We start from the raw sequence: 20,841 nt of genomic DNA on the forward strand, positions 1-20,841 counted from the left end.
ATTCGGGCTGGCGGGCAAGTTAGGTGCCCGATGGCTGCGATAGGCGTTTGAATCGGGTCGAGCATGCGGGGCGTCTTGGCCGACGAGTGGTCATCAGTACTCTGCTTCAGGCAGATGCTCGGTATCCACGCCGCAGGAAATTCTTTGCAATGCACCGGCTGCGCTGATTTTTTCCTCTGATAATAGACTCGCGGGCCCACGAGTCAGGTAGTCGGCGCTATCGGTAATGCCCTGTGTTCAAGAATTAAAAGGCCAGCAGACATGGCTCGATTATGGTTTGCCCGACCTGCGTAGCCTTGACCGGGCTCTGCGCTCCTGCGCGCTTGAGGAGGTGCCAGCGGGCGAGAGCATTACCGAAGCGCTTGCAATCATCGCTTCACACCTGGGGTTCATCGATTCGCTCGCTTCCCAGGTGCGTATAGGTTCTCCATTAGGGGGCGTGTTGATTCAGCGCGCATCTTTGCGGCATATCGTTGAAAAGCGCCAGGACGCCAGAGAGCGATATGTAAAGTTCGCGCTGGATACACTGACAGGGCCTTTGGAGATCTGGCGTGTTGCTTACAGCGATGGTTCTGCTCGTCTGGCGTTCATTGGCGCCTATGAAACCAAGCGGCAAATGCTGGTTGTCGTAAATATACAGGCCGGCAATGTGCTATGGAACTTCATGCACACCGACGCCAAGGCACTGAATAAACATCGCCATGGCGAGCTGCTTTACAAGCGCTACCAACTTTTGTCGCTGGCAAAGAAAAAGGGCAGTTCTCTCGAACTGCCCTAAATGACGCGCTTGATATTCATATACACACCCTCAAGCAGGGGTGTGGAGGTCTCACCCTACGCTGATGTCCAACCATCAACGGGGTTCCTACGCCGGTTATCGCCGCTGGAGGCAACCGGTTTCGCGCCCGGACCTATTATTGACGGGCTCCTCGCTTTGAGCAACCCCCCCAACTATTTCAGACCAGAATCGAGGTGCCGGTCATCTCGGCAGGCTTCTCGAGCCCCATCAGCATGAGCATGGTCGGCGCCACGTCTGCCAGCACGCCGCCTTCGCGCACCTTGAGGTCGCGCTTGCCGACATAAATGAACGGCACCGGCTCAGTGGTGTGGGCGGTGTGGGCCTGGCCGGTGGATTCGTCGGACATCTGCTCGCAGTTGCCGTGGTCGGCAGTGATCAGTGCTTCGCCGCCGACCTTTTCCAGGGCCTCGACGATCCGGCCTACGCACAAGTCCAGGCATTCCACGGCCTTGACCGCCGCTTGCAGGTTACCGCTATGGCCCACCATGTCGCCGTTGGCGTAGTTGACCACGATCACGTCATAACGCTGGTGTTCGATGGCGTCGACGATCTTGTCGGTCACCTCCGGTGCGCTCATTTCCGGCTGCAGGTCGTAGGTGGCGACTTTCGGCGATGGGATCAGGATGCGCTCTTCGCCCGGGAACGGTTCTTCACGCCCGCCGGAGAAGAAGAACGTGACGTGGGCGTATTTCTCGGTTTCGGCAATGCGCAGCTGGGTCTTGCCGTTTTTGGCGAGGTAATCGCCCAGCACGTTTTCCAGGCTGCCCGGGGCGAAGGCCGACGGGGCCGGGATGTTGGCGGCGTATTGGGTGAGCATCACGAACTCGACTTTTGGCTGGCGCGCGCGCGCGAAGTCTTTGAAATTGTCATCGACAAACACATGGCTCAGTTCGCGGGCACGGTCGGCGCGAAAGTTCATGAACACCACGGCGTCGCCATCTTCGACTTTCACCGGCTCGCCGAGGGTGGTGGCCTTGACGAACTCGTCGCTCTCGCCACGGGCGTAGGCGGCTGCCAGGCCTTGCTGGGCAGTGGCCGCGTTGAATTCGGCGTTGCCGTCGACGATCAGGTTGTAGGCCTGGGACACGCGGTCCCAACGGTTGTCGCGGTCCATGGCGAAGTAGCGGCCGACCAGGCTGGCGATGCGGCCCTTGCCGAGGGCGGCGAAGGTGGCGTCCAGCAGCTCGATGGACGATTGCGCGCTTTTGGGCGGGGTATCGCGGCCATCGAGGAAGGCGTGCAGGTAGATCTTCTCGGCACCGCGCTTGCAGGCCAGTTCGGCCATGGCCACCAGGTGGTCCTGGTGGCTGTGCACGCCACCGTCCGACAACAGGCCCATCAAATGCACGGCCTTGCCGGCGGCGACGGCTTTATCTACTGCGGCGCAGAGGGTCGGGTTCTCGAAGAACTCGCCATCGCGGATGGCTTTGGTCACGCGGGTGAAGTCCTGATAGACCACTCGTCCGGCGCCCAGGTTCATATGGCCGACTTCAGAGTTGCCCATCTGGCCGTCCGGCAGGCCGACGTCCATGCCCGAGCCGGAGATCAGGCCATTGGGGACACTGGCGCACAAGCGGTCCAGCACGGGCTTGTTCGCCGCGAATACGGCGTTGTCGTGGTGGTTTTCACTGTGACCGAAGCCATCGAGAATTATCAGGACCAAAGGTTTAGGCGTGGTAGTCATAGATCCTCTCGCGGCGGTATTAAAGGAAGGCGATTGAAAAGGGAGTGGCAGTTTAAAGCGAAGTTCCGATGCCGTCACCGCTTTACGGGGGTTGGCCCCCCATGGCGGCTGTGTATACTTACCGCCATTTTAACGCCCTGGAACCTCCTTGATGGTTGATCACCTGATTGCATTTGCTACCTCTCACTATCTGCTGGTCGGTGCCTTCGTCGTACTGCTGGCGCTGCTGATTGCTCATGAAGTGAGCCGTGGCGGCCGTAGCCTCAGCACCGCCGAGCTGACTGCGCTGGTCAACAAGGACCAGGCCGTTGTCGTCGATATCCGCCCAGTCAAGGACTTTGCCGCCGGTCATATCGTCGGCGCGCTGAATATTCCCCAGGATAAGCTGATTGCCCGCATCGCCGAGCTGGAAAAGCACAAGGCCAAGACCATTATCCTGGTCGACGCCCAGGGCCAGCATTCCGGTGGCCATGCCCGCGAAATGCTCAAGAGCGGTTTCACCGCCGCCAAGCTGTCGGGTGGTATCTCCAGCTGGCGCGCCGATAACCTGCCGTTGGTGAAGTGATATGAGCCAGGTTGTCATTTATTCCAGCGATTATTGCCCCTATTGCATGCGAGCCAAGCAGTTGCTCCAGAGCAAACAGGTTGCCTTCGATGAGATCAAGGTCGATGGCAAGCCGGCGGTGCGTGCCGAGATGACCCAGAAGGCTGGGCGTTCATCCGTTCCGCAGATCTGGATCGGTTCCAGGCACATCGGTGGATGCGACGACCTGTTCGCCCTGGAGCGCGCCGGTAAATTGGACGCGCTGCTTCACGTCTGACTCCAATACCCTAAAAGACCCCAAGATCAAGAAGGATCTGCGCGATGACTGACCAACCGAACACCGAAGCGGCAGCAGAAGAGGCTCAAGGCCCACAATTTTCCCTGCAGCGTATCTACGTGCGTGACCTGTCGTTTGAAGCGCCGAAAAGCCCGGCGATCTTCCGCCAGGAGTGGACCCCAAGCGTCGGCCTGGACCTGAACACCCGTCAGAAGCAGCTGGAAGGTGACTTCCACGAAGTCGTGCTGACCCTGTCGGTCACCGTCAAGAACGGCGAAGAAGTGGCCTTCATCGCTGAAGTGCAGCAGGCCGGTATCTTCCTGATCCAGGGCCTGGACGATGCGTCCATGAGCCACACCCTGGGCGCGTTCTGCCCGAACATCCTGTTCCCGTATGCCCGTGAGACCCTGGACAGCCTGGTCACCCGTGGCTCGTTCCCGGCCTTGATGCTGGCCCCGGTGAACTTCGATGCCCTGTATGCGCAAGAGCTGCAGCGCATGCAACAGGAAGGCGCACCGACGGTTCAGTAAGCGGCACGTCGATCCCATGTGGGAGCGGGCTTGTGTGGGAGCTGGCTTGCCTGCGATAGCATCACCTCTGTGTGACTGACACACCGAGGTGCCTGCATCGCGGGCAAGCCCGGCTCCTACACAAGCCCGCTCCCACATTTGGTTTTGGGGGGTTATTTGAACCCGAGCTGGCGCCAGCCCTCGTAGACCGCGACGGCCACGGTGTTGGACAGGTTCAGGCTGCGGCAGCCCTCACGCATCGGCAAACGCAGGCGCTGGCCGTCGGGCAGGGCGTCGAGCACGTCTGCCGGCAGGCCACGGCTCTCAGGGCCGAACAGAAAGGCGTCCCCCTCGGCAAAGCTGGCATCATGAAACGGCCGCGAGCCCTTGGTGGTGAACGCAAACAGGCGCGGCTGGCCCAGGCTCTCCAGGCAACTGGCGAGGTCGGCGTGGCGCTGCAGGGTGGCGTACTCGTGATAGTCCAGGCCCGCGCGGCGCAGGCGCTTGTCGTCCATCTCGAAGCCCAGCGGCTCGATCAAATGCAGGTGGCAGCCACTGTTGGCGCACAGCCTGATAACGTTGCCGGTATTCGGCGGAATTTCTGGTTGGAAAAGGATGACGTGAAACATGCACGGCTCCGAAGATAAAGATGCAGCGCATTCTACCCCTGAAGACGACCCCAGGCCGAAGCTATTGCCCAGGGTCCTGGGCTCGCTGGCGATTGTCGGCCTGATGGTGGGCTTGATGATCGGTCGCCTGACCACCCCAGACCCGACCGCCTTGATGCAGGTCGAGCCCGCCACCGACGGCCTGGTGGTGTGGTTCAACCACGAGCCAAAGCTGCATGGCGAGCATATCGACGGCACCGTGGCGCTGCTGTTCGACGCCCAGGGCCCTGCGCAGGCGGGGCAATTGAAGGTCAATGACAAGGATGTGAACTGGCGCGTGCGCAAGACCGATGCCGGCTTGCTGCTGAACCTGGTGGCGGCGCGGCCGCTGCGCGGGGAGTGGTCGGGCCAGGCGGTCGATGACCGCTGGCGACTGGAGATCCATCTCCTGGAGCAATAAAAGAGGGAGTTCCCGGCCTGCCTGTACCAGGGCTCCCAAAACGGTTTGAAACTCGAATTAAAGAGGGGATTCTCGGCCTGCCTGTACCAAGGTCCCCGAAACTGGGTAGTACCAGGGTTATTGCAGGGGGCGTGCCAGAGTTGGGTGGTGGCCCAAAAATCTTATTCAGAAAGCGCAAAGCCCCGGATTACGGGGCTTTGGTGTTTTCGGGGTTCAGTGGGTATTTCATCCGGGCGTTGAATGTGTGCGCGATGCCGGTTCATGGTGCGTTGAAGCGGTGCACACGAAACAACTGTGGGAGCTGGCTTGCCTGCGATAGCGGTGTATCAGTGCCATATTTGCTGGCTGACCCAGCGCCATCGCAGGCAAGCCAGCTCCCACACAAGCCAGCTCCCACAGGGGATCTTTACTGGCCTGGAGGGCTGTGTTCAGCCCTCTTCACCCTCGTCATCATCCCCACCATCGACCTTCATCCCCAACTCCTTGATCTTGCGGGTCAAGGTATTGCGGCCCCAGCCCAGCAGCACGGCGGCGTCGCGCCGCCGGCCAGCGGTGTGTTTGAGGGCGGTTTCGATCATGATCCGCTCAAAGGTCGGCACGGCGCTGTCCAAGAGGTTGGACTGGCCACGGGCCAGGGCCTGGTCGGCCCATTGGCGCAAGGCCTGTTCCCAGTTGGTCACCGGCGCCGAATCCTGCGGCAGGTTCAACAGCTCCGGCGGCAAGTCGCTGATATGCACTTCGCGCCCGGACGCCATCACCGTGATCCAGCGGCAGGTGTTCTCCAGCTGGCGCACGTTGCCCGGCCACGGCAGGTTCTTCAGGTATTCCTCGGTCTCGGTCTTCAGCAGCTTGGGTTCCACCGCCAGCTCCTGGGCGGCGCGGCTGAGGAAGTGGCGGGCCAGGGTCGGGATATCTTCGCGCCGGTCCGACATGCGCGGGATATGGATACGGATCACATTCAGGCGGTGGAACAAGTCCTCGCGAAACTTGCCGGCGTGCACCAGGGTTTCCAGGTTCTGGTGGGTCGCGGCAATGATGCGTACATCGACCTTGACCGGCGTATGGCCGCCGACACGATAGAACTCACCGTCGGCCAGCACCCGCAACAGCCGGGTCTGGGTGTCGGCCGGCATGTCGCCGATTTCATCGAGAAACAGCGTGCCGCCATCGGCCTGTTCAAACCGGCCGCGGCGCAGGTTGGCCGCGCCGGTAAACGCGCCTTTTTCATGGCCGAACAGCTCGGATTCCATCAAGTCCTTGGGAATCGCCGCCATGTTCAACGCGATGAACGGCGAGGCGGCCCGTGGGCTGTGGCGGTGCAGGGCATGGGCCACCAGCTCTTTGCCGGTCCCGGACTCACCGTTGATCAGCACGGTGATGTTGGAGTGGCTCAGGCGCCCGATGGCACGAAACACTTCCTGCATCGCCGGTGCTTCACCGATGATCTCCGGGGTGCGGGTCAGGGTCGGCGCCACGGCCTGGCCTTGCTGTTCCTGGGCGTGCTGGTTGGCGCGCTTGACCAGCGCCACCGCCTCATCGACGTCGAACGGCTTGGGCAGGTATTCAAAGGCGCCGCCCTGGTAGGACGCGACAGCACTGTCCAGGTCCGAGTGCGCGGTCATGATGATCACCGGCAAGCGCGGGTGCTGCTCGCGGATCCGCGCCAGCAAATCCAGGCCACTGGCGCCGGGCATGCGGATATCGGAGATGATCACGTCGGGCTGCTGGCGCGCCAGGCGGCTCATCACCCCGTCGGCGCTGTCGAAGCTCTGGGTGGTCATGCCCTCCTGTTGCAAGGCTTTCTCCAGGACCCAGCGGATGGAACGGTCGTCATCGACGATCCACACAGTTTCACTACGGCTCATGTCGATGGGGCTCCTTGTTCCAGTGGCAGAAAGATCGAAAAGGTCGTGTGGCCGGGATGGCTGTCACATTCGATCAGGCCCTGGTGCTGGCTGATGATGTTCTGGGTAATGGCCAGGCCCAGCCCGGTACCGTCCGGGCGGCCACTGACCATCGGGAAGAAAATGGTTTCTTGCAGTTCGGCCGGGATGCCCGGGCCGTTGTCGATGATCTCGACCTTGGTCACCAGGCGATGGCGCACATGGCCGATAGTGAACTGGCGCAAGGCGCGGGTGCGCAGGCTGATGCGGCCCAGGCGCAGCTCGTTCTGGCTGCTGATGGCCTGCATGGCGTTGCGCACGATATTGAGCACCGCCTGGATCATCTGCTCACGGTCGATCAACACGTCGGGAATGCTCGGGTCATAGTCGCGCACCAGGGTGATGCAGCCCTGGCTTTCGGCCTCCACCAACTGGCAGACACGCTCCAGCACCTCGTGCACGTTGGTCAGCGCCAGCGATGGCAGCTTGTTGGAGCCCAGCATGCGGTCCACCAGGTTCCGCAGGCGGTCGGCTTCTTCGATGATGACGTTGGTGTAGTCCTTGAGGTGCTCATCCGGCAGCTCGCGGGCCAGCAACTGCGCGGCGCCGCGAATCCCGCCCAACGGGTTCTTGATCTCATGGGCCAGGCCGCGCACCAGCATCTTGCTGGTTTCCTGCTTGGACAGCTGCGCCTCTTCCTTGGTGATGCGCAGCAGGCGGTCGCGGGGGTGCACCTCCAGCAACAGCAACGTGGTGCCGTGGCTCAGGATCGGGGTGACCGCGTAGTCGACAGTCAGCGTCTGGCCGGTAAGGGCGGTGAGCATTGCTTCGCGCTTGGTGAACGGGTGGGCCTGCTCCACGGCCTGGCGCAAGGAACTCAAGGCCTCGGCGGACTCGGTGAACAGCTCGCTGATAAATTGCCCATGGCTGCGCTGGCCGCTGATGGCCAGGAGCATTTCCGCCGCGGGGTTCATGTACTCAAGGCGCAGTTCGCCGTTGAGCAGGATGGTCGCGGTGGTCAGGTTGTCGAGTAGCAAGCGGTGCAGTGCGTCGCTGATGGTCATTAGGACCTCTTTTGGAGCAAGGCGCGGGCTTGAGGCTCACGCTGATACCAGGAAAATGCAAAAAACAAACCAAGGCTCCGAAAAGAAGCGTAAAAGCCCTGAAATGGGGGCTTTAGGCGCGAAATTATGGCGCTCTGCCAGCCTGCACGGGAGATTTCGACCCAAAATGGGTTGGTAACGGGGCGTTTGTGCAACCTATTGCACCAATATAGTGCGAATCCAGCACTTTGTTCAGCCTCCCTGCATTGGCGGCAGGCCGGCGGTTCAAACAGGGGGCTGGCCTGTGCCTGCGATAGGGCCTCGGCCATCCGTGAAGCGCGAAAAAAAAGGTTGACCTTCCTGACGTGTCAAGCCCGATAACCGCTGCGAAAGCTGTTTCATCTCAGCGAACCCAAGTCGAATCCAGCCCAGGAAGGCACACGATGAAGCTCACTCACATAACCCTGATCTCTGCGGCGATAGGTGTCGCGCTCACGCTGGCTGGCTGCAAGGAGACAGTGCCCTCCGCCGGGCCGCCACAACCCCCCAGTGTCCCGGTTGCACAGGTGATCGTTCGCCCGGTGACGCCATTTGTCGAGTTCACCGGTTCACTCACCGCCATCGAGCGGGTCGAACTACGTCCGCGCGTCGCCGGCTATATTCAGGACGTCAGCGTGCCGGAAGGGCGCCTGGTGGAGAAAGGCAGCCGGCTGTTTCTCATTGACCCGCGGGTATTCCAGGCGGCGGTGAATGTGGCCACGGCGCGGCTGCGGGAAGCTGAGGCCGCCTCATTGCTGGCCCAGGCGGAACATGTCCGGGCTGAACAGTTGTTCGTCAAAAAAGTCGTCGCCCGCGATCGCCTGGACACGGCGATTGCCTCGCGTAATGCAGGCAAGGCCCAAGTGGACGCCGCCAAGGCGGCGCTGGAGGCGGCGCAACTGGACCTGAGCTTCACCCGCGTCACCGCACCGATCAGTGGCCGTGTTGGGCATGCGCAAGTCACTGAGGGCAACTATGTCACCAGTGGCGTGACGCCCCTGACTACGATCGTCTCGGTCGACCCGCTGCATGTGTATTTCGATGTCGACGAACGCACCTACCTGAGCGCCCTTGCCCCCGGGCGAGCCAAGGCAACGGCCAAGGCCTCGCAGGCGCCGAAGGTCATGGTGGCGCTACTGAGCGACAAGACCTATTCACGTGCCAGTCGCCTCGACTTCCTGTCCAACACGGCCGATCGCGGGACAGGCACGGTGCGGGTCCGCGCGATTGTCGACAACCCGGATGGCCAACTGACGCCGGGGCTTTTTGCCAAGGTCAAGCTGGACACCGGCGCCGCGCAGAATCAGGTGCTGGTGTCCGATCAGTCAATTGGCACCGACCAGGGCAGCCGCTATGTACTGGTGGTCGGTGACGGCGACAAGACCCAATACCGGCCCGTGGAACTGGGGCCGATGGTCGATGGCTTGCGTGTTATCAAGCAAGGCCTGCAAGCCGGGGAGCGCATTGTCGTCAAGGGGCTGGTCCGCCCGGATATGCAGATCACGCCGAAGCTGGCCGAAATTGATGGCACGCCGATCGATCTGTCGCAAACCGTGGGAGTCACGCCATGACTTTTCCACGTTTCTTCATTGATCGCCCGATCTTTGCCATCGTCCTCTCGGTATTGATGATGATCGCGGGCGCAGTGGCCTTCTTCCACTTGCCACTGAGTGAATACCCGGCCGTGACGCCCCCCACGGTGCAAGTGACCGCCGCCTATCCGGGCGCGAACCCCAAGGTCATCGCGGAAACAGTCGCGGCGCCCCTTGAGCAGGCGATCACCGGGGTGGAGGGCATGCTGTACATGTCGTCGCAATCGGCAACCGATGGCCGGATGATCCTCACCGTCACCTTTGCCCAGGGGGTCAACGCCGACATGGCCCAGGTTCAGGTGCAGAACCGGGTCTCGCGGGTGCTGTCGCGGTTGCCCGAAGAGGTGCAGCGCCAGGGCGTGGTGACGCAGAAGACCTCGCCGGACATCTTGATGGTGGTTCATCTGCTGTCGCCCGACAAACGCTACGACCCCCTGTACATCTCGAACTATGCCTACCTCCAGGTCCGCGACGAACTGTCCCGTATCCAGGGGGTCAGCGATGTGCTGGTGTGGGGCGCCGGCGAGTACAGCATGCGCCTGTGGCTCGACCCGAACCTGATTGCCGCACGCGGGCTGACCGCTGGCGATGTGATTGCCGCCGTACGCGAACAGAACGTACAGGTGGCGGCCGGCTCGGTTGGCCAGGCGCCTGATTCCACTGCGGCATTCCAGATCACCGTGAACACCCTTGGGCGCTTGAGCGACGAAGAGCAGTTCGGTGACATCATCATCCGCACCGGTCAAAACGGCCAGGTGACACGCCTGCGCGATGTGGCACGCATCGAGATGGGCGGCGATGCCTACGCACTGCGCAGTTTGCTCGATGGCGAACCGGCGGTGGCACTGCAGATCATTCAGAGCCCGGGGGCGAATGCGCTCGATGTTTCCCAGGCGGTGCGCGAAACCATACAGCGGCTTGAAGGCAACTTCCCGGCAGGGCTCACCTCGCGCATTGCCTATGACCCGACGGTGTTTGTCCGCGCCTCGCTGGAGACGGTGGCGACCACGTTGCTGGAAGCGATCCTGCTGGTGGTCATCGTGGTCGTGGTGTTCCTGCGCAACTGGCGGGCTTCGCTGATCCCGTTGATGGCCGTGCCGGTATCACTGGTCGGTACTTTTGCCGTCATGCACCTGATGGGGTTTTCCCTCAACACCTTGTCATTGTTTGGCCTGGTACTGTCCATCGGTATTGTCGTCGACGATGCGATTGTGGTGGTCGAGAACGTCGAGCGCCATATCGAAAATGGCGAGCCTCCCACCCAGGCCGCCAGGCGTGCCATGGATGAGGTGACCGGGCCGATCGTTGCGATTACCTCAGTGCTCGCGGCGGTGTTTATCCCGACCGCATTCCTGAGTGGCTTGCAGGGCGAGTTTTATCGCCAGTTCGCGCTGACCATCGCCATTTCGACCATTCTCTCGGCGGTCAACTCGTTGACCCTGAGCCCGGCACTCGCCGGCATGCTGTTGCGTCCACGTCAGGCCCAGGTCGCCCGCGACCCGCATAGCCTTGCAGGGCGCGCGGTGCGTGTGTTGCAAGTACTGGGGCGGCCCTTCCAGGGTGTCCCGGGGGCTTATGGCGACATCGTGCGCAAGGTCGTGCGGGTCCGTGGGGTGGCACTGCTGGCGTACGTGGGGCTGCTGGGGCTGACGTTCTTCGGTTTCCAGGCGGTTCCGCCGGGCTTTGTGCCGATGCAGGACAAGTATTATCTGGTCGGCATCGCCCAGTTGCCGAACGGGGCATCGCTGGATCGCACCGAGGACGTGGTCAAGCAAATGTCCAGGATCGCGCTGGCGGAACCTGGCGTTGAAAGCGTCGTTGCCTTCCCCGGGCTGTCGATCAATGGCTTTGTCAACGTGCCGAACGCGGCGGTCATTTTCGTCATGCTCGACCCGTTCAAGGACCGTGCGACGCCTGACCTCGGGGCGACCGCCATTGCCGGGCGCCTGCAGGCGCAATTTGCCACAATCCCCGACGGCTTTCTCGGCGTGTTCCCGCCACCGCCGGTGCCTGGCCTGGGGGCTACCGGTGGTTTCAAAATGCAGGTCGAAGACCGTGGTGGCGCCGGGCTTGAAGCTCTGGTCCAGCAGACCCAGATCCTGATGATGAAAGCCACCGAGACCGGCCAGCTGGCGGGGCTGATGACCAGCTTCGACATCAATGCGCCGCAGCTCGATGTGGTCATTGACCGGACCCAGGCCAAAAGCCAGGGGGTGAAGCTGGCGGATGTGTTCGAGTCGCTGCAGGTCTACCTGGGCTCGCTCTACATCAACGACTTCAACCGCTTTGGCCGCACCTACAAGGTGACCGCACAAGCCGATGCCGACCATCGCATGCAGGCCGAGGCCATCGGCCGCTTGCAGGTTCGCAACGAGGCGGGGGCGATGTTGCCGCTGTCTTCGTTTGTCACGGTCTCGCCGAGTTCCGGCCCGGACCGGGTGATCCGCTACAACGGCTACCCCTCGGCCGACATCACCGGCGGCGCGATGCCCGGCGTCAGTTCGGGGCAAGCGGTTGCGGTCATGGAGCGTCTGGCCAAGGAGGTGCTGCCAGAAGGGATGAGCGTTGAATGGACCGACCTGACCTACCAGCAAAAACTGGCCGGTGACAGCGCGCTGTTTATTTTCCCGCTGTGTGTGCTGCTCGCCTACCTGATCCTCGCGGCGCAGTACAACAGCTGGCTGCTGCCGCTGGCGGTGCTGCTGATCGTGCCGATGTGTCTGTTGAGCGCAATCATCGGTGTGTGGCTGGTGGATGGCGACAACAACGTCTTCGTCCAGATTGGCCTGGTTGTGCTGGTCGGCCTGGCGGCGAAGAACGCCATTCTTATTGTCGAGTTTGCCCGAACGCTGGAGGCCCAGGGATCCAGCACGCTGGAAGCGGTGGTCGAGGCTTGCCGGTTGCGGTTGCGGCCAATCCTGATGACCTCGCTGGCCTTTATCGCCGGGGTCGTGCCGTTGGTGCTGGCCAGCGGCGCCGGGGCCGAAATGCGCCAGGCCATGGGCGTCGCGGTGTTTGCCGGGATGCTCGGGGTGACCGTGTTCGGTTTGCTCCTGACACCGGTTTTCTATGTGGTGATCCGCGGCCTGACGGTTCGTTTCGAGCAGTACAGAGCCAAATCGCAGCCGCGCCTGGAGGAGAGTACGTCATGAGAAGCCCCTTTCAGAACCTGCTGATGCCGCTCGGCGCGGCCTTGCTGCTGGGCGGTTGCGCGGCGGTAGGGCCCGACTATTCTGCGCCTTCGGCGACGGCGCACTATCCCGTCAGTTTCGGCGAGACCTCCGCGGGGCTCGGCCCGGGGAATGTGGAGGTGCAGTGGTGGCGCGCCTTTGATGAGCCGGCGCTGGTGACCTTGATTCAGCGCGCACTCGCCGCCAACCATGACATTGCCATCGCCGCCATGCGCCTCGAAGAAGCCAAGGCCATTTTGCGCGAGAACCGCCAAAGCTTCCTGCCGAGCGGCGGGCCAGCCATGGGTTATGAGAGCTTCAAGCGGAGCGACGCTGAAACCCCCGCTGGGCAGGATCGGCATATCGAAACCTATCGCGCGTCAGTCGATGCCGCATGGGAAATCGACCTGTTCGGCCGTGTGCGGCGCTCCGTGGAAGCGGCGCAGGCACAAGCGGGGTCGCGCGAGGCGTTGCTGCGTGAAGTGCAGGCCAGTGTCGCGGCGGCGGTGGCACAGACCTGGTTCGAGCTGCGCGGTCTTGAAGTCGAGCTGGCAGTGGTTGACGACATCAGTCAAAACCAGCGCGAAAGCCTGCATATGGTCGAGCGCCTTGTCAGCGCAGGCTCCGCCCACGAGTTCAACCGGCTGCGTGCCGAGGCGTTATTGCGCAATGTCGAGGCCACCGCGCCGGACCTGGAGCGCCGTCGCGCCGCCGCCAACAACGCCTTGGCGGTATTGCTCGGCGAGTCGCCGCAGACATTCCGCTTGCCGGCTGCCCCGCCAGAGGCGCAAACCCTGGTCATTCGCACCATCGGGGTCGGGGACCCCGCCGGGCTCCTTTCGCGACGCGCCGATATTGCCGCAGCCGAACGCAACCTCGCGGCAGCGACGGCCCAGATCGGCGTGGAGACCGCCGGTCTGTATCCCGAGGTTCATGTACGCGGTTCGCTCGGGCTGGTGGCCGGCAGCCTTGATGGGTTGAACGACTCTGGCGCGCCCTCGAACTTTATTAGCCCGGTGATTCGCTGGTCGCTGCTCGATCGCGGGCGGGTGCGTGCGCGGATTGCCGCCAGCGAGGCCCGCAGCCAGCAAGCGCTGCTGCTCTACGACCAGACGCTGTTGCGCGCCCTGCAAGAAACCGACGATGCCTTCAAAGGCTATGGCGCTGCGGGCAAAACCCTGGAGCTGCGGCTGCTTGAGTCAGCGGCTAATCGCGAGGCCGCGCGTCTTGCGCGGGAGCGTTTTTCGGAAGGCGAGGGCTTTTACCTGGATGTGCTGGAGGCCGAACGGTCCGACTTCACCAGCCGGCGTGCACTGGTGGTCGCCCGCACCAATCAGCGCCTGGCGGTTGTCAGCATCTACAAGGCACTGGGGGGCGGTTGGGAGGTTTGTGCGGGTGGGGATCAGGACTGTAGCGGCGCGGGAGGCAGTGAAAACCTGTCTTTTGTGGAGAAAATCAGCACCAGGCCTTGACCTTCCCCTCTTGGGAAGCTTCAAGCTCTTCGTCAATAGCACATTAGAGGAGTAATCCAATGGCTTCTGTTGCGGTTCAACCAGGTTCCAAATCACCCATGGCCTCCAGTCGCCTGAGTCTGCCGGTCGAGGGCATGACCTGCGCCTCCTGCGTCGGTCGGGTCGAGCGTGCCTTGAAAGCAGTGCCCGGCATCGACTCCGCTGCGGTCAACCTTGCCACCGAGCGCGCCGATATCACCTTCAGCGGCCAGGCGGATCCGCAGGCGGCGGTCAGTGCCATTGAGCGCGCGGGGTATGCGGTTCGCGAGGAGACCCTTGAACTGGCAATCGAGGGCATGACCTGCGCCTCGTGCGTTGGCCGTGTCGAGAAGGCGCTGAAAAAAGTTGCGGGGGTGCTCGAAGCCAACGTCAACCTGGCCACCGAGCGCGCTCGCGTGCGCTACCTGGCTGGAATGGTCGCGGCCGCCGACCTGGAAGCGGCGGTCAAACAGGCTGGCTACAGCGCCCGCCGTTTGTCTTCTGAAACACCGGGTGCAGACGATCCAGACAGTGACCGCCGTGAACGCGAAGCCCGTGGATTGCGCTGGTCCTTGCTGATTGCGGCGCTCCTCACCTTGCCGGTGTTTATCCTGGAGATGGGCTCGCACCTGATTCCCGGCATGCACCATTGGGTGATGGAAAACATTGGCCAGCAGACCAACTGGTACATCCAGTTTGGGCTCGCCACCCTGGTTCTGTTCGGCCCGGGGCTGCGTTTCTTCCATAAGGGCGTGCCCGCGTTGTTGCGTGGCGCTCCCGACATGAACTCGCTGGTCTCGGTCGGCACGGCGGCCGCCTATGGCTATTCGGTGGTCGCCACCTTCGTCCCCAAAGTGCTGCCGCCAGGCACCGCCAACGTGTATTTCGAGGCGGCGGTGGTCATCGTGACCCTGATCCTGCTGGGGCGTACCCTGGAGGCCCGGGCCAAGGGCAAGACCTCGCAAGCCATCAAGCGTCTGGTCGGGCTGCAAGCCAAGACTGCGCGCGTTGAACGCGATGGCAAGACCCTCGAAGTTGCCCTCGATGAGGTCACCACTGGCGATATCGTATTTGTGCGTCCGGGCGAGAAGGTGCCGGTCGATGGCGAAGTCATCGAGGGCTCTTCCTACGTTGACGAGAGCATGATCAGTGGCGAACCGGTGCCCGTGTCCAAAGGGGTCGGCAGCGAAGTGGTCGGCGGTACGATCAACAAGACCGGCGCATTCAGCTTCCGCGTCACCAAGATCGGCGCCAATACCGTGCTGGCCCAGATCATCCGCCTGGTGGAGGAGGCACAAGGCTCCAAGCTGCCGATCCAGGCACTGGTCGACAAGGTGACCATGTGGTTCGTGCCGGCGGTGATGGTCGCGGCCACGCTGACCTTTTTGGCCTGGCTGGTATTCGGCCCGGAGCCGGCGCTGACTTTTGCCCTGGTCAACGCCGTGGCGGTGCTGATTATTGCTTGCCCCTGCGCCATGGGCCTGGCCACGCCGACCTCGATCATGGTCGGCACCGGACGGGCCGCCGAGCTCGGCGTACTGTTTCGCAAGGGCGAAGCCTTGCAAGCGCTGCGCGATGTGACCGTGGTTGCGGTCGACAAGACCGGCACCCTGACCAAAGGCCGCCCGGAACTGACCGACCTGATCACCGCCGAGGGTTTTGAATACGACGAAGTGCTGGCCCTGGTTGCTGCGGTCGAGACCCGCTCTGAACACCCGATTGCCGAAGCTATTGTGGCGGCGGCAGAGCAGCGCGACCTTAAGGTCGCCCCGGTTGAGCGCTTCGACGCCACACCCGGCTTCGGTGTCTCTGCCACTGTGGCGGGCCGTACCGTCGCGGTTGGCGCGGATCGCTTCATGACCCAGCTCGGTCTTGATGTGTCGAGTTTCCTGCCCACGGCCAAGCGCCTCGGTGAGCAGGGCAAGAGTCCGCTCTATGCAGCGATCGACGGCCGGCTGGCTGCGGTGATTGCGGTCGCCGACCCGATCAAGGAATCGACGCCCGAAGCCATCAAGGCGCTGCACGCGCTGGGACTCAAGGTGGCGATGATTACCGGCGACAACGCGGCCACCGCCGCCGCGATTGCCAAACAGCTGGGCATCGATGAAGTGGCTGCTGAAGTCCTGCCCGACGGCAAGGTGGCGGCCCTGAAGAAATTCCGCAGTGAGGGCGCCCGGGTCGCGTTCGTCGGTGACGGCATCAACGACGCCCCGGCCCTGGCCGAAGCCGACGTTGGGCTGGCCATCGGTACGGGGACTGATGTGGCAATTGAAGCGGCCGACGTGGTGCTGATGTCGGGCGACCTGCGCGGCGTGCCGAATGCCATCGCCCTGAGCCAGGCGACCATTCGTAACATCAAGCAGAACCTGTTCTGGGCCTTTGCCTACAACGCGCTGTTGATCCCGGTCGCGGCCGGGGTGCTGTACCCGGTGAACGGCAGCTTGCTGTCGCCGATTTTCGCCGCAGCGGCGATGGCGCTTTCCAGTGTCTTCGTGCTTGGCAACGCATTGCGTCTCAAACGCCTGCAGGTTCCGCTGTCGGTTGACTCGCGCCCTGAGGCCGCCGTCAGCAGCCCTGTGGCCGTACCGGCGAATTAATCCTTGATCATTGACCCCGGCCTGCGGGCCGGTTGATCCCGCCCCCCTGAGAAGAGCGTCCTGATGAAACAGATCGAAATACGCCAGGCCGCACGGACCATCGCTGTGCCAGAAGGCATGACGATACTGCAAGCGGCCCTCGCCAACAGTATCGCTTACCCCCATGGCTGCCGGTCCGGGCGCTGTGGCTCATGCAAGTCACGGCTGATCAGTGGCGAAGTGGAGCTGCTGAAACACAGCGGCTTCGCGCTCTCGGACGAGGAGAAAAGCCAGGGGCTGATCCTTGCCTGCTGCGCCCTCCCGCGCACCGATGCGATCCTGGCCTGGGTGGGTGGCGACGAACAGCTCCCGGCCCACCCCCGTCGCCAGCTCGATTGCCGGGTTAAAGCCATCGACAATGCGACCCACGATATCAAGCGGCTCCAGCTCGATATCGGTGAGGCCGAGCCGCTGGTATTTACTGCCGGCCAATATGCGCGGCTGACGTTTCCGGGTGCACCTGCTCGCGATTACTCGATGGCGAACGGGCCTGGTGAGCGAGTGCTGGAGTTTCACATTCGACGGGTGCCGGACGGTGCCACCACCGAGCACGTTCATCAGCGGTTGAGGCCCGGCGACCCGGTCGTGCTCGAAGGGCCGTTCGGTTCTGCCTGTCTGCGCGAGCAGCACGCCGGGCCGATCTTGTGCATCGCCGGTGGCTCGGGCCTTGCGCCTATCAAGGCGATCGTCGAGACGGCCGTTGCCCAGGGAATGAAGCAACCGATCCACGTTTATTTTGGGGCGCGCAGCGAGCGTGACCTCTATCTGGTCGAGCATTTCCAGGGGCTGACGCAACGGTACGCAAACCTGAGGTTTATTCCGGTGCTCTCGCAGGCCTCGGTCACGGGGCACTGGCGTACCGGTTACGTCACCGATGCGATTGCCCACGACCTAACATATCTCGATGGCTGGAAAGCCTATGTGGCAGGGCCGCCCTTGATGGTCGAGGCGGCTATGCAGATCACCCGGGCCCGCGAGCTGCGTGCCGAGGACCTGCATGCCGATGTGTTCTTTACGCCGACAGAAAAACTTGAGGAGACATGAGGTGAACAAGTTAGTTGCTGCTTTGATAGTTGCCAATATTGCACTGGGTTCCACGGCAGTCATGGCAACAGGAGGCAACCCGTATAACAATGGTCATTATGAATTGATGAATAAAGACACTACGCCAATGCTGGTCTGGCGTAATGGGAAGTTGGTCAAGAACCCTGAATACGCAATCGAGCGTAGCAACGCCCAGGAGTCGCGTCAGAACGTCCCCCCTACCAGTGACGGCTCCAAGCAAGATGAATAACAGAGTGGTTTGTTTCATTTGAAAGTATTTGACCTTGCCACACAGGGAAGGACTATATTTTTGATGTCGTCAATAATCAGGAGGTCCAGATGTATAGTTTTAATGTTCCCAACATGACATGCGGCGGCTGCGCCAAGGCAGTCACCAATGCCCTGAAAAGTGTTGATCCAGATGCCCAGATAAAAACCGACCCGCCCACCCGCGAAGTCCAGATCGAAAGCTCGCGGGACAGGAGTGTTTTTGTGCAAGTGCTCAGCGAGGCCGGCTATCCCGAAAAACAGTAACCCCCAACATTAACGCCACTGCAAGCGCGTCCGGGCCCGGATCCACCGCATGTGTGCGTGTTTTTCCTGATTGCGGCTGAGCGCGAAAAAAATTGTATTAATTGCTTGACCTTTCCACCGTGGGAAGCTTTAGGCTCATCCTAACAACAATAAGAGGATAGTCCGATGCGTTCCGTTACTTTACAAAATCGCTGTAACTCCGCCCCCTATTCCGCTGTTCTGTTTATCCACTCGGATCGACCGAATAAAGGTGTATCTGCGTCCCCTATATTGAACTTACGCCACACTTATTAGTGTGCACTAACGTTCATATAACCACGGTTCAACTCACTGCTTCGCTCGCCAGAGTGGCGTTCGCGTAGGCAGGCATCATGCTCATGATCAGGGATATAGCCGTAGCCTTGAATATGAAGTCATGGTGAAAGGGAATGTGTGTGTCGCTAATGGAGCTCTACATGGATAAGTTAAGCGAAAATCGCAATACCGTTGTCTCAGAAAATACCTTGGGCAAAATGCACACCGCTGTGCCGGATGTGCCGGCGCTGTTGGCCGAAGCCTTGAAGCCAGGCGCCAGCTACTCGCGGGTTGCACAGGCACTTGAAGCCCTTCTTGAACTGACTGCCAATGGATTGGCCGGAGACGCAACTGCCTACGCGCAATACCAGGCATTGCTGCTCGAACTGCACGTTCCGGGTGAGGCTAGCACCGAGCCAACCCGTCGCTGGATGGCGAGCCAGGTGTACCTGATCGAAGACGAATTTGCCCCCCCGTTACCCGACTTTGAAGTGGTCTCGGTGGACGAATTCCGTAAAAAGATCGATGCCGAAATCGAAGCACGCAGCCGTGTGAACCACCCGATGTCGGTTCACCTGTTCCAGGGCACGCCGCCGCATGAAGACGTGCGCTTCTTCCTTGAGCACCACTGGACCCGTTCCTACAACTTCTACAGCCTCCTGGCCGAGCTCGCGTTCCGCTTTGAAGCGATTGAAGATGCCTCTGTGTTCTACCGCAACCTGTATGGCGAAGCGGGTGCAGAAACCCCGGATCGTTCGCATCCGGCATTGCTCTCCCATCTTATGACGCATTTCAACATTCCTCTGCGCATCGATTTTCCTGCGCTGCACCCCTTGGAAAAGGCTTACCTCAACAACCGCATTCGTTGTGTGCGCCACACCGACGTGGCCTGGGGCCTGGCCTTGCTCTACGCGGTCGAGTCGGTCAGTTGCGTCAACCATCGGCGTATCTACGAGATGTTGCAGCGCCTGGGTGTTCCAGAAGAGCCCAGCGAGTTTCATCGCCTTCACGGTACTCAGGATGAGATCGATACCGAAGAGATGTGGGCACTGATTGCCAAGTTCGCGCCGAGCCCCGCGTTCCAGCACTCGTTCATGCAGGCACTGGCACGCCACTTTGAAATCAACAAGGCGTACTTCGACATGCTGTGGCAGCAAATGCAGGCGCAATCGAGCCACAAAGCCTGAGCCAATGCGGTGCACGTAGAACGAGATAAGGAGCACACAGGATGAATTTTTCTTTGCAGCAACTTCAGCAACTTGATACCCGCGAAGCACGTATTGTCGTCGACGCGCTCGGCCCCGATGCAACGCCTGGCCAAATCGAAACCGCGGCCAGCATGCTTACCGTTTTGACCGAGACCGCCCTTAAGGGCAATGCTTCGGCCCAGGCCGAGTATCAGCAACTGCTTTATATCCTCTCGCTGAGCGATGACGTGGCAACCGCGCTGACCCGGCGCTGGCTGGCCAATGCGGTCTACCGCGTAGAAGAGCGCTTCATGCCTTCTACCGATCTGACGTCGCCGCTGTCCGAGGAGGCGTTCGAGCAACGGCTCAAGCAAGAGATTGCCGCGCAATCGCGGGAAAACCACCCAATGTCCCAGTATGTGTTCGCAGGCTCTGCCTCCCGCGCACAACTGCAGGTCTTCTTGCGCCACCAGTGGTTTCGCACATTCCGCCTGTACCGGGATGCGGCAGACCTGCTGGTGAACCTGACCGATGTCGACGAGGCGGCAGCGCTCGCCCGCTACTTGTACGGAGAGTTGGGCGAAGAAGACGAGCGGGCGTCACACCCGCGCTTGCTGGCCAGGCTGCTCAACGCCATTGGCCTGGAAGCTGACTTCGAGGCGATCTCGACAATGCCCGAAGAAATCGCCTACCTCAATAACCGTGCCCGCAGCTTCCGTAATCCAGATGCTGGCTGGGGCCTGGCGGTGTTCTACATCACTGAGCTGGTCGTCCCCGGCAACCACGAGAAGCTCTATCACGCGCTGCTCCAGGCCGGGCTCAGTGAAGAGGCGGCTGAGTACTACAAGATTCACATCAGCCTCGTCCCGCCTCGTGCCAAGCGTGAATGGCAACTGATCGCGCGACGCATCCCCGACGTGGCGTTCCAGAATGCCTTCCTGACCTCATTGTCGCAGCACTTCCGTGTGGAACGGGCGTATTACGACGCGGTCTGGAAGCAACTGCAAAGCCTTCAGTGACCGTCCCCGGGACCTAGCGAGCAAGCAGA

At 61.7% G+C, this 20,841-nt stretch carries 18 protein-coding genes; 14 read left to right on the forward strand and 4 right to left on the reverse strand.

Features of this window, described 5'->3' with window-relative positions:
* Nucleotides 1-226: 226 nt before the first annotated feature.
* On the forward strand, nucleotides 227-778 hold the full coding sequence (locus AC07W7_RS04880) for a PBECR2 nuclease fold domain-containing protein (RefSeq protein ID WP_099169248.1): 552 nt from the start codon (nucleotides 227-229) through the stop codon (nucleotides 776-778).
* Between the two features lie 178 nt (nucleotides 779-956).
* On the opposite strand, the gene gpmI is transcribed toward AC07W7_RS04880, so the two are convergent.
* Nucleotides 957-2,483, reverse strand: coding sequence for a 2,3-bisphosphoglycerate-independent phosphoglycerate mutase (gpmI, locus tag AC07W7_RS04885; RefSeq protein WP_495038853.1), 1,527 nt, complete (start codon nucleotides 2,481-2,483; stop codon nucleotides 957-959).
* Between the two features lie 151 nt (nucleotides 2,484-2,634).
* Here gpmI and AC07W7_RS04890 point away from each other — a divergent pair, with 151 nt between their 5' ends.
* Genes AC07W7_RS04890 through secB form a run of 3 tightly spaced genes read left to right on the forward strand, consistent with a single transcriptional unit; the run spans nucleotide 2,635 to nucleotide 3,834 of the window.
* Nucleotides 2,635-3,048: a rhodanese-like domain-containing protein gene (locus AC07W7_RS04890; protein WP_076961658.1), complete on the forward strand. Its 414-nt coding sequence runs from the start codon at nucleotides 2,635-2,637 to the stop codon at nucleotides 3,046-3,048.
* 1 nt (nucleotide 3,049) lies between these two features.
* On the forward strand, nucleotides 3,050-3,304 hold the full coding sequence (gene grxC, locus AC07W7_RS04895) for a glutaredoxin 3 (RefSeq protein WP_076961659.1): 255 nt from the start codon (nucleotides 3,050-3,052) through the stop codon (nucleotides 3,302-3,304).
* 44 nt (nucleotides 3,305-3,348) lie between these two features.
* Nucleotides 3,349-3,834 (forward strand): protein-export chaperone SecB, encoded by a 486-nt coding sequence (gene secB, locus AC07W7_RS04900; RefSeq protein WP_029295909.1) that lies wholly within the window; start codon nucleotides 3,349-3,351, stop codon nucleotides 3,832-3,834.
* A 152-nt stretch (nucleotides 3,835-3,986) separates the two neighbouring features.
* Here secB and AC07W7_RS04905 read toward each other — a convergent pair whose 3' ends face one another.
* Entirely contained in the window at nucleotides 3,987-4,442 is a 456-nt protein-coding gene (locus tag AC07W7_RS04905; protein ID WP_057437141.1) for a tRNA (cytidine(34)-2'-O)-methyltransferase, read from the reverse strand.
* On the opposite strand from AC07W7_RS04905, the gene AC07W7_RS04910 reads away from it, so the two are divergent.
* Nucleotides 4,441-4,881, forward strand: coding sequence for a hypothetical protein (locus AC07W7_RS04910; RefSeq protein WP_495038854.1), 441 nt, complete (start codon nucleotides 4,441-4,443; stop codon nucleotides 4,879-4,881). The genes AC07W7_RS04905 and AC07W7_RS04910 overlap by 2 nt on opposite strands.
* A 428-nt stretch (nucleotides 4,882-5,309) precedes the next feature.
* On the opposite strand, the gene ntrC is transcribed toward AC07W7_RS04910, so the two are convergent.
* Together ntrC and glnL are read right to left on the reverse strand one after the other, a co-directional pair.
* Nucleotides 5,310-6,746 carry a nitrogen regulation protein NR(I) gene (gene ntrC, locus AC07W7_RS04915; RefSeq protein ID WP_076961661.1) on the reverse strand — a complete coding sequence of 479 codons (1,437 nt, stop codon included), beginning with the start codon at nucleotides 6,744-6,746 and terminating at the stop codon, nucleotides 5,310-5,312.
* Nucleotides 6,743-7,828 carry a nitrogen regulation protein NR(II) gene (gene glnL / locus AC07W7_RS04920; protein ID WP_076961662.1) on the reverse strand — a complete coding sequence of 362 codons (1,086 nt, stop codon included), beginning with the start codon at nucleotides 7,826-7,828 and terminating at the stop codon, nucleotides 6,743-6,745. The genes ntrC and glnL overlap by 4 nt, the downstream gene beginning before the upstream one ends.
* 422 nt (nucleotides 7,829-8,250) lie before the next feature.
* Between glnL and AC07W7_RS04925 the strand changes: the two genes are divergently transcribed.
* The 9 genes from AC07W7_RS04925 (at nucleotide 8,251) to AC07W7_RS04965 (ending at nucleotide 20,812) form a co-directional block, all read left to right on the forward strand.
* Nucleotides 8,251-9,417, forward strand: coding sequence for an efflux RND transporter periplasmic adaptor subunit (locus AC07W7_RS04925; RefSeq protein ID WP_076961663.1), 1,167 nt, complete (start codon nucleotides 8,251-8,253; stop codon nucleotides 9,415-9,417).
* Nucleotides 9,414-12,590 (forward strand): efflux RND transporter permease subunit, encoded by a 3,177-nt coding sequence (locus AC07W7_RS04930; RefSeq protein ID WP_076961664.1) that lies wholly within the window; start codon nucleotides 9,414-9,416, stop codon nucleotides 12,588-12,590. The genes AC07W7_RS04925 and AC07W7_RS04930 overlap by 4 nt, the downstream gene beginning before the upstream one ends.
* On the forward strand, nucleotides 12,587-14,080 hold the full coding sequence (locus tag AC07W7_RS04935) for an efflux transporter outer membrane subunit (RefSeq protein WP_099169245.1): 1,494 nt from the start codon (nucleotides 12,587-12,589) through the stop codon (nucleotides 14,078-14,080). Before AC07W7_RS04930 ends, AC07W7_RS04935 begins: the two co-directional genes overlap by 4 nt.
* Before the next feature lie 59 nt (nucleotides 14,081-14,139).
* Nucleotides 14,140-16,695, forward strand: a complete 2,556-nt coding sequence (locus AC07W7_RS04940) for a heavy metal translocating P-type ATPase (RefSeq protein ID WP_495038855.1) — start codon at nucleotides 14,140-14,142, stop codon at nucleotides 16,693-16,695.
* 63 nt (nucleotides 16,696-16,758) lie between these two features.
* Nucleotides 16,759-17,778 (forward strand): 2Fe-2S iron-sulfur cluster-binding protein, encoded by a 1,020-nt coding sequence (locus tag AC07W7_RS04945; RefSeq protein WP_495038856.1) that lies wholly within the window; start codon nucleotides 16,759-16,761, stop codon nucleotides 17,776-17,778.
* 1 nt (nucleotide 17,779) lies between these two features.
* Nucleotides 17,780-18,028, forward strand: coding sequence for a hypothetical protein (locus AC07W7_RS04950; protein ID WP_076961668.1), 249 nt, complete (start codon nucleotides 17,780-17,782; stop codon nucleotides 18,026-18,028).
* An 89-nt stretch (nucleotides 18,029-18,117) separates the two neighbouring features.
* Nucleotides 18,118-18,312: a heavy-metal-associated domain-containing protein gene (locus AC07W7_RS04955; RefSeq protein ID WP_169897673.1), complete on the forward strand. Its 195-nt coding sequence runs from the start codon at nucleotides 18,118-18,120 to the stop codon at nucleotides 18,310-18,312.
* Between the two features lie 512 nt (nucleotides 18,313-18,824).
* The gene (locus AC07W7_RS04960) at nucleotides 18,825-19,793 is read left to right on the forward strand and encodes an HOASN domain-containing protein (RefSeq protein WP_076961783.1); all 969 of its coding nucleotides are present in this window, start codon (nucleotides 18,825-18,827) and stop codon (nucleotides 19,791-19,793) included.
* A 41-nt stretch (nucleotides 19,794-19,834) separates the two neighbouring features.
* Nucleotides 19,835-20,812, forward strand: a complete 978-nt coding sequence (locus AC07W7_RS04965; protein ID WP_076961670.1) for an HOASN domain-containing protein — start codon at nucleotides 19,835-19,837, stop codon at nucleotides 20,810-20,812.
* Nucleotides 20,813-20,841: the final 29 nt, after the last annotated feature.

Source organism: Pseudomonas sp. GW821-FHT01D09 (assembly GCF_059422465.1).

Excerpts from the sequence above, each read along its gene's own strand:
- AC07W7_RS04880 (WP_099169248.1), top strand. The coding sequence starts at position 227 with ATGCCCTGTGTTCAAGAATTAAAAGGCCAGCAGACATGGCTCGATTAT.
- gpmI (WP_495038853.1), bottom strand. The coding sequence starts at position 2,483 with ATGACTACCACGCCTAAACCTTTGGTCCTGATAATTCTCGATGGCTTC.
- AC07W7_RS04890 (WP_076961658.1), top strand. The coding sequence starts at position 2,635 with ATGGTTGATCACCTGATTGCATTTGCTACCTCTCACTATCTGCTGGTC.
- grxC (WP_076961659.1), top strand. The coding sequence starts at position 3,050 with ATGAGCCAGGTTGTCATTTATTCCAGCGATTATTGCCCCTATTGCATG.
- secB (WP_029295909.1), top strand. The coding sequence starts at position 3,349 with ATGACTGACCAACCGAACACCGAAGCGGCAGCAGAAGAGGCTCAAGGC.
- AC07W7_RS04910 (WP_495038854.1), top strand. The coding sequence starts at position 4,441 with ATGCACGGCTCCGAAGATAAAGATGCAGCGCATTCTACCCCTGAAGAC.
- AC07W7_RS04905 (WP_057437141.1), bottom strand. The coding sequence starts at position 4,442 with ATGTTTCACGTCATCCTTTTCCAACCAGAAATTCCGCCGAATACCGGC.
- ntrC (WP_076961661.1), bottom strand. The coding sequence starts at position 6,746 with ATGAGCCGTAGTGAAACTGTGTGGATCGTCGATGACGACCGTTCCATC.
- glnL (WP_076961662.1), bottom strand. The coding sequence starts at position 7,828 with ATGACCATCAGCGACGCACTGCACCGCTTGCTACTCGACAACCTGACC.
- AC07W7_RS04925 (WP_076961663.1), top strand. The coding sequence starts at position 8,251 with ATGAAGCTCACTCACATAACCCTGATCTCTGCGGCGATAGGTGTCGCG.
- AC07W7_RS04930 (WP_076961664.1), top strand. The coding sequence starts at position 9,414 with ATGACTTTTCCACGTTTCTTCATTGATCGCCCGATCTTTGCCATCGTC.
- AC07W7_RS04935 (WP_099169245.1), top strand. The coding sequence starts at position 12,587 with ATGAGAAGCCCCTTTCAGAACCTGCTGATGCCGCTCGGCGCGGCCTTG.
- AC07W7_RS04940 (WP_495038855.1), top strand. The coding sequence starts at position 14,140 with ATGGCTTCTGTTGCGGTTCAACCAGGTTCCAAATCACCCATGGCCTCC.
- AC07W7_RS04945 (WP_495038856.1), top strand. The coding sequence starts at position 16,759 with ATGAAACAGATCGAAATACGCCAGGCCGCACGGACCATCGCTGTGCCA.
- AC07W7_RS04955 (WP_169897673.1), top strand. The coding sequence starts at position 18,118 with ATGTATAGTTTTAATGTTCCCAACATGACATGCGGCGGCTGCGCCAAG.
- AC07W7_RS04960 (WP_076961783.1), top strand. The coding sequence starts at position 18,825 with ATGCACACCGCTGTGCCGGATGTGCCGGCGCTGTTGGCCGAAGCCTTG.
- AC07W7_RS04965 (WP_076961670.1), top strand. The coding sequence starts at position 19,835 with ATGAATTTTTCTTTGCAGCAACTTCAGCAACTTGATACCCGCGAAGCA.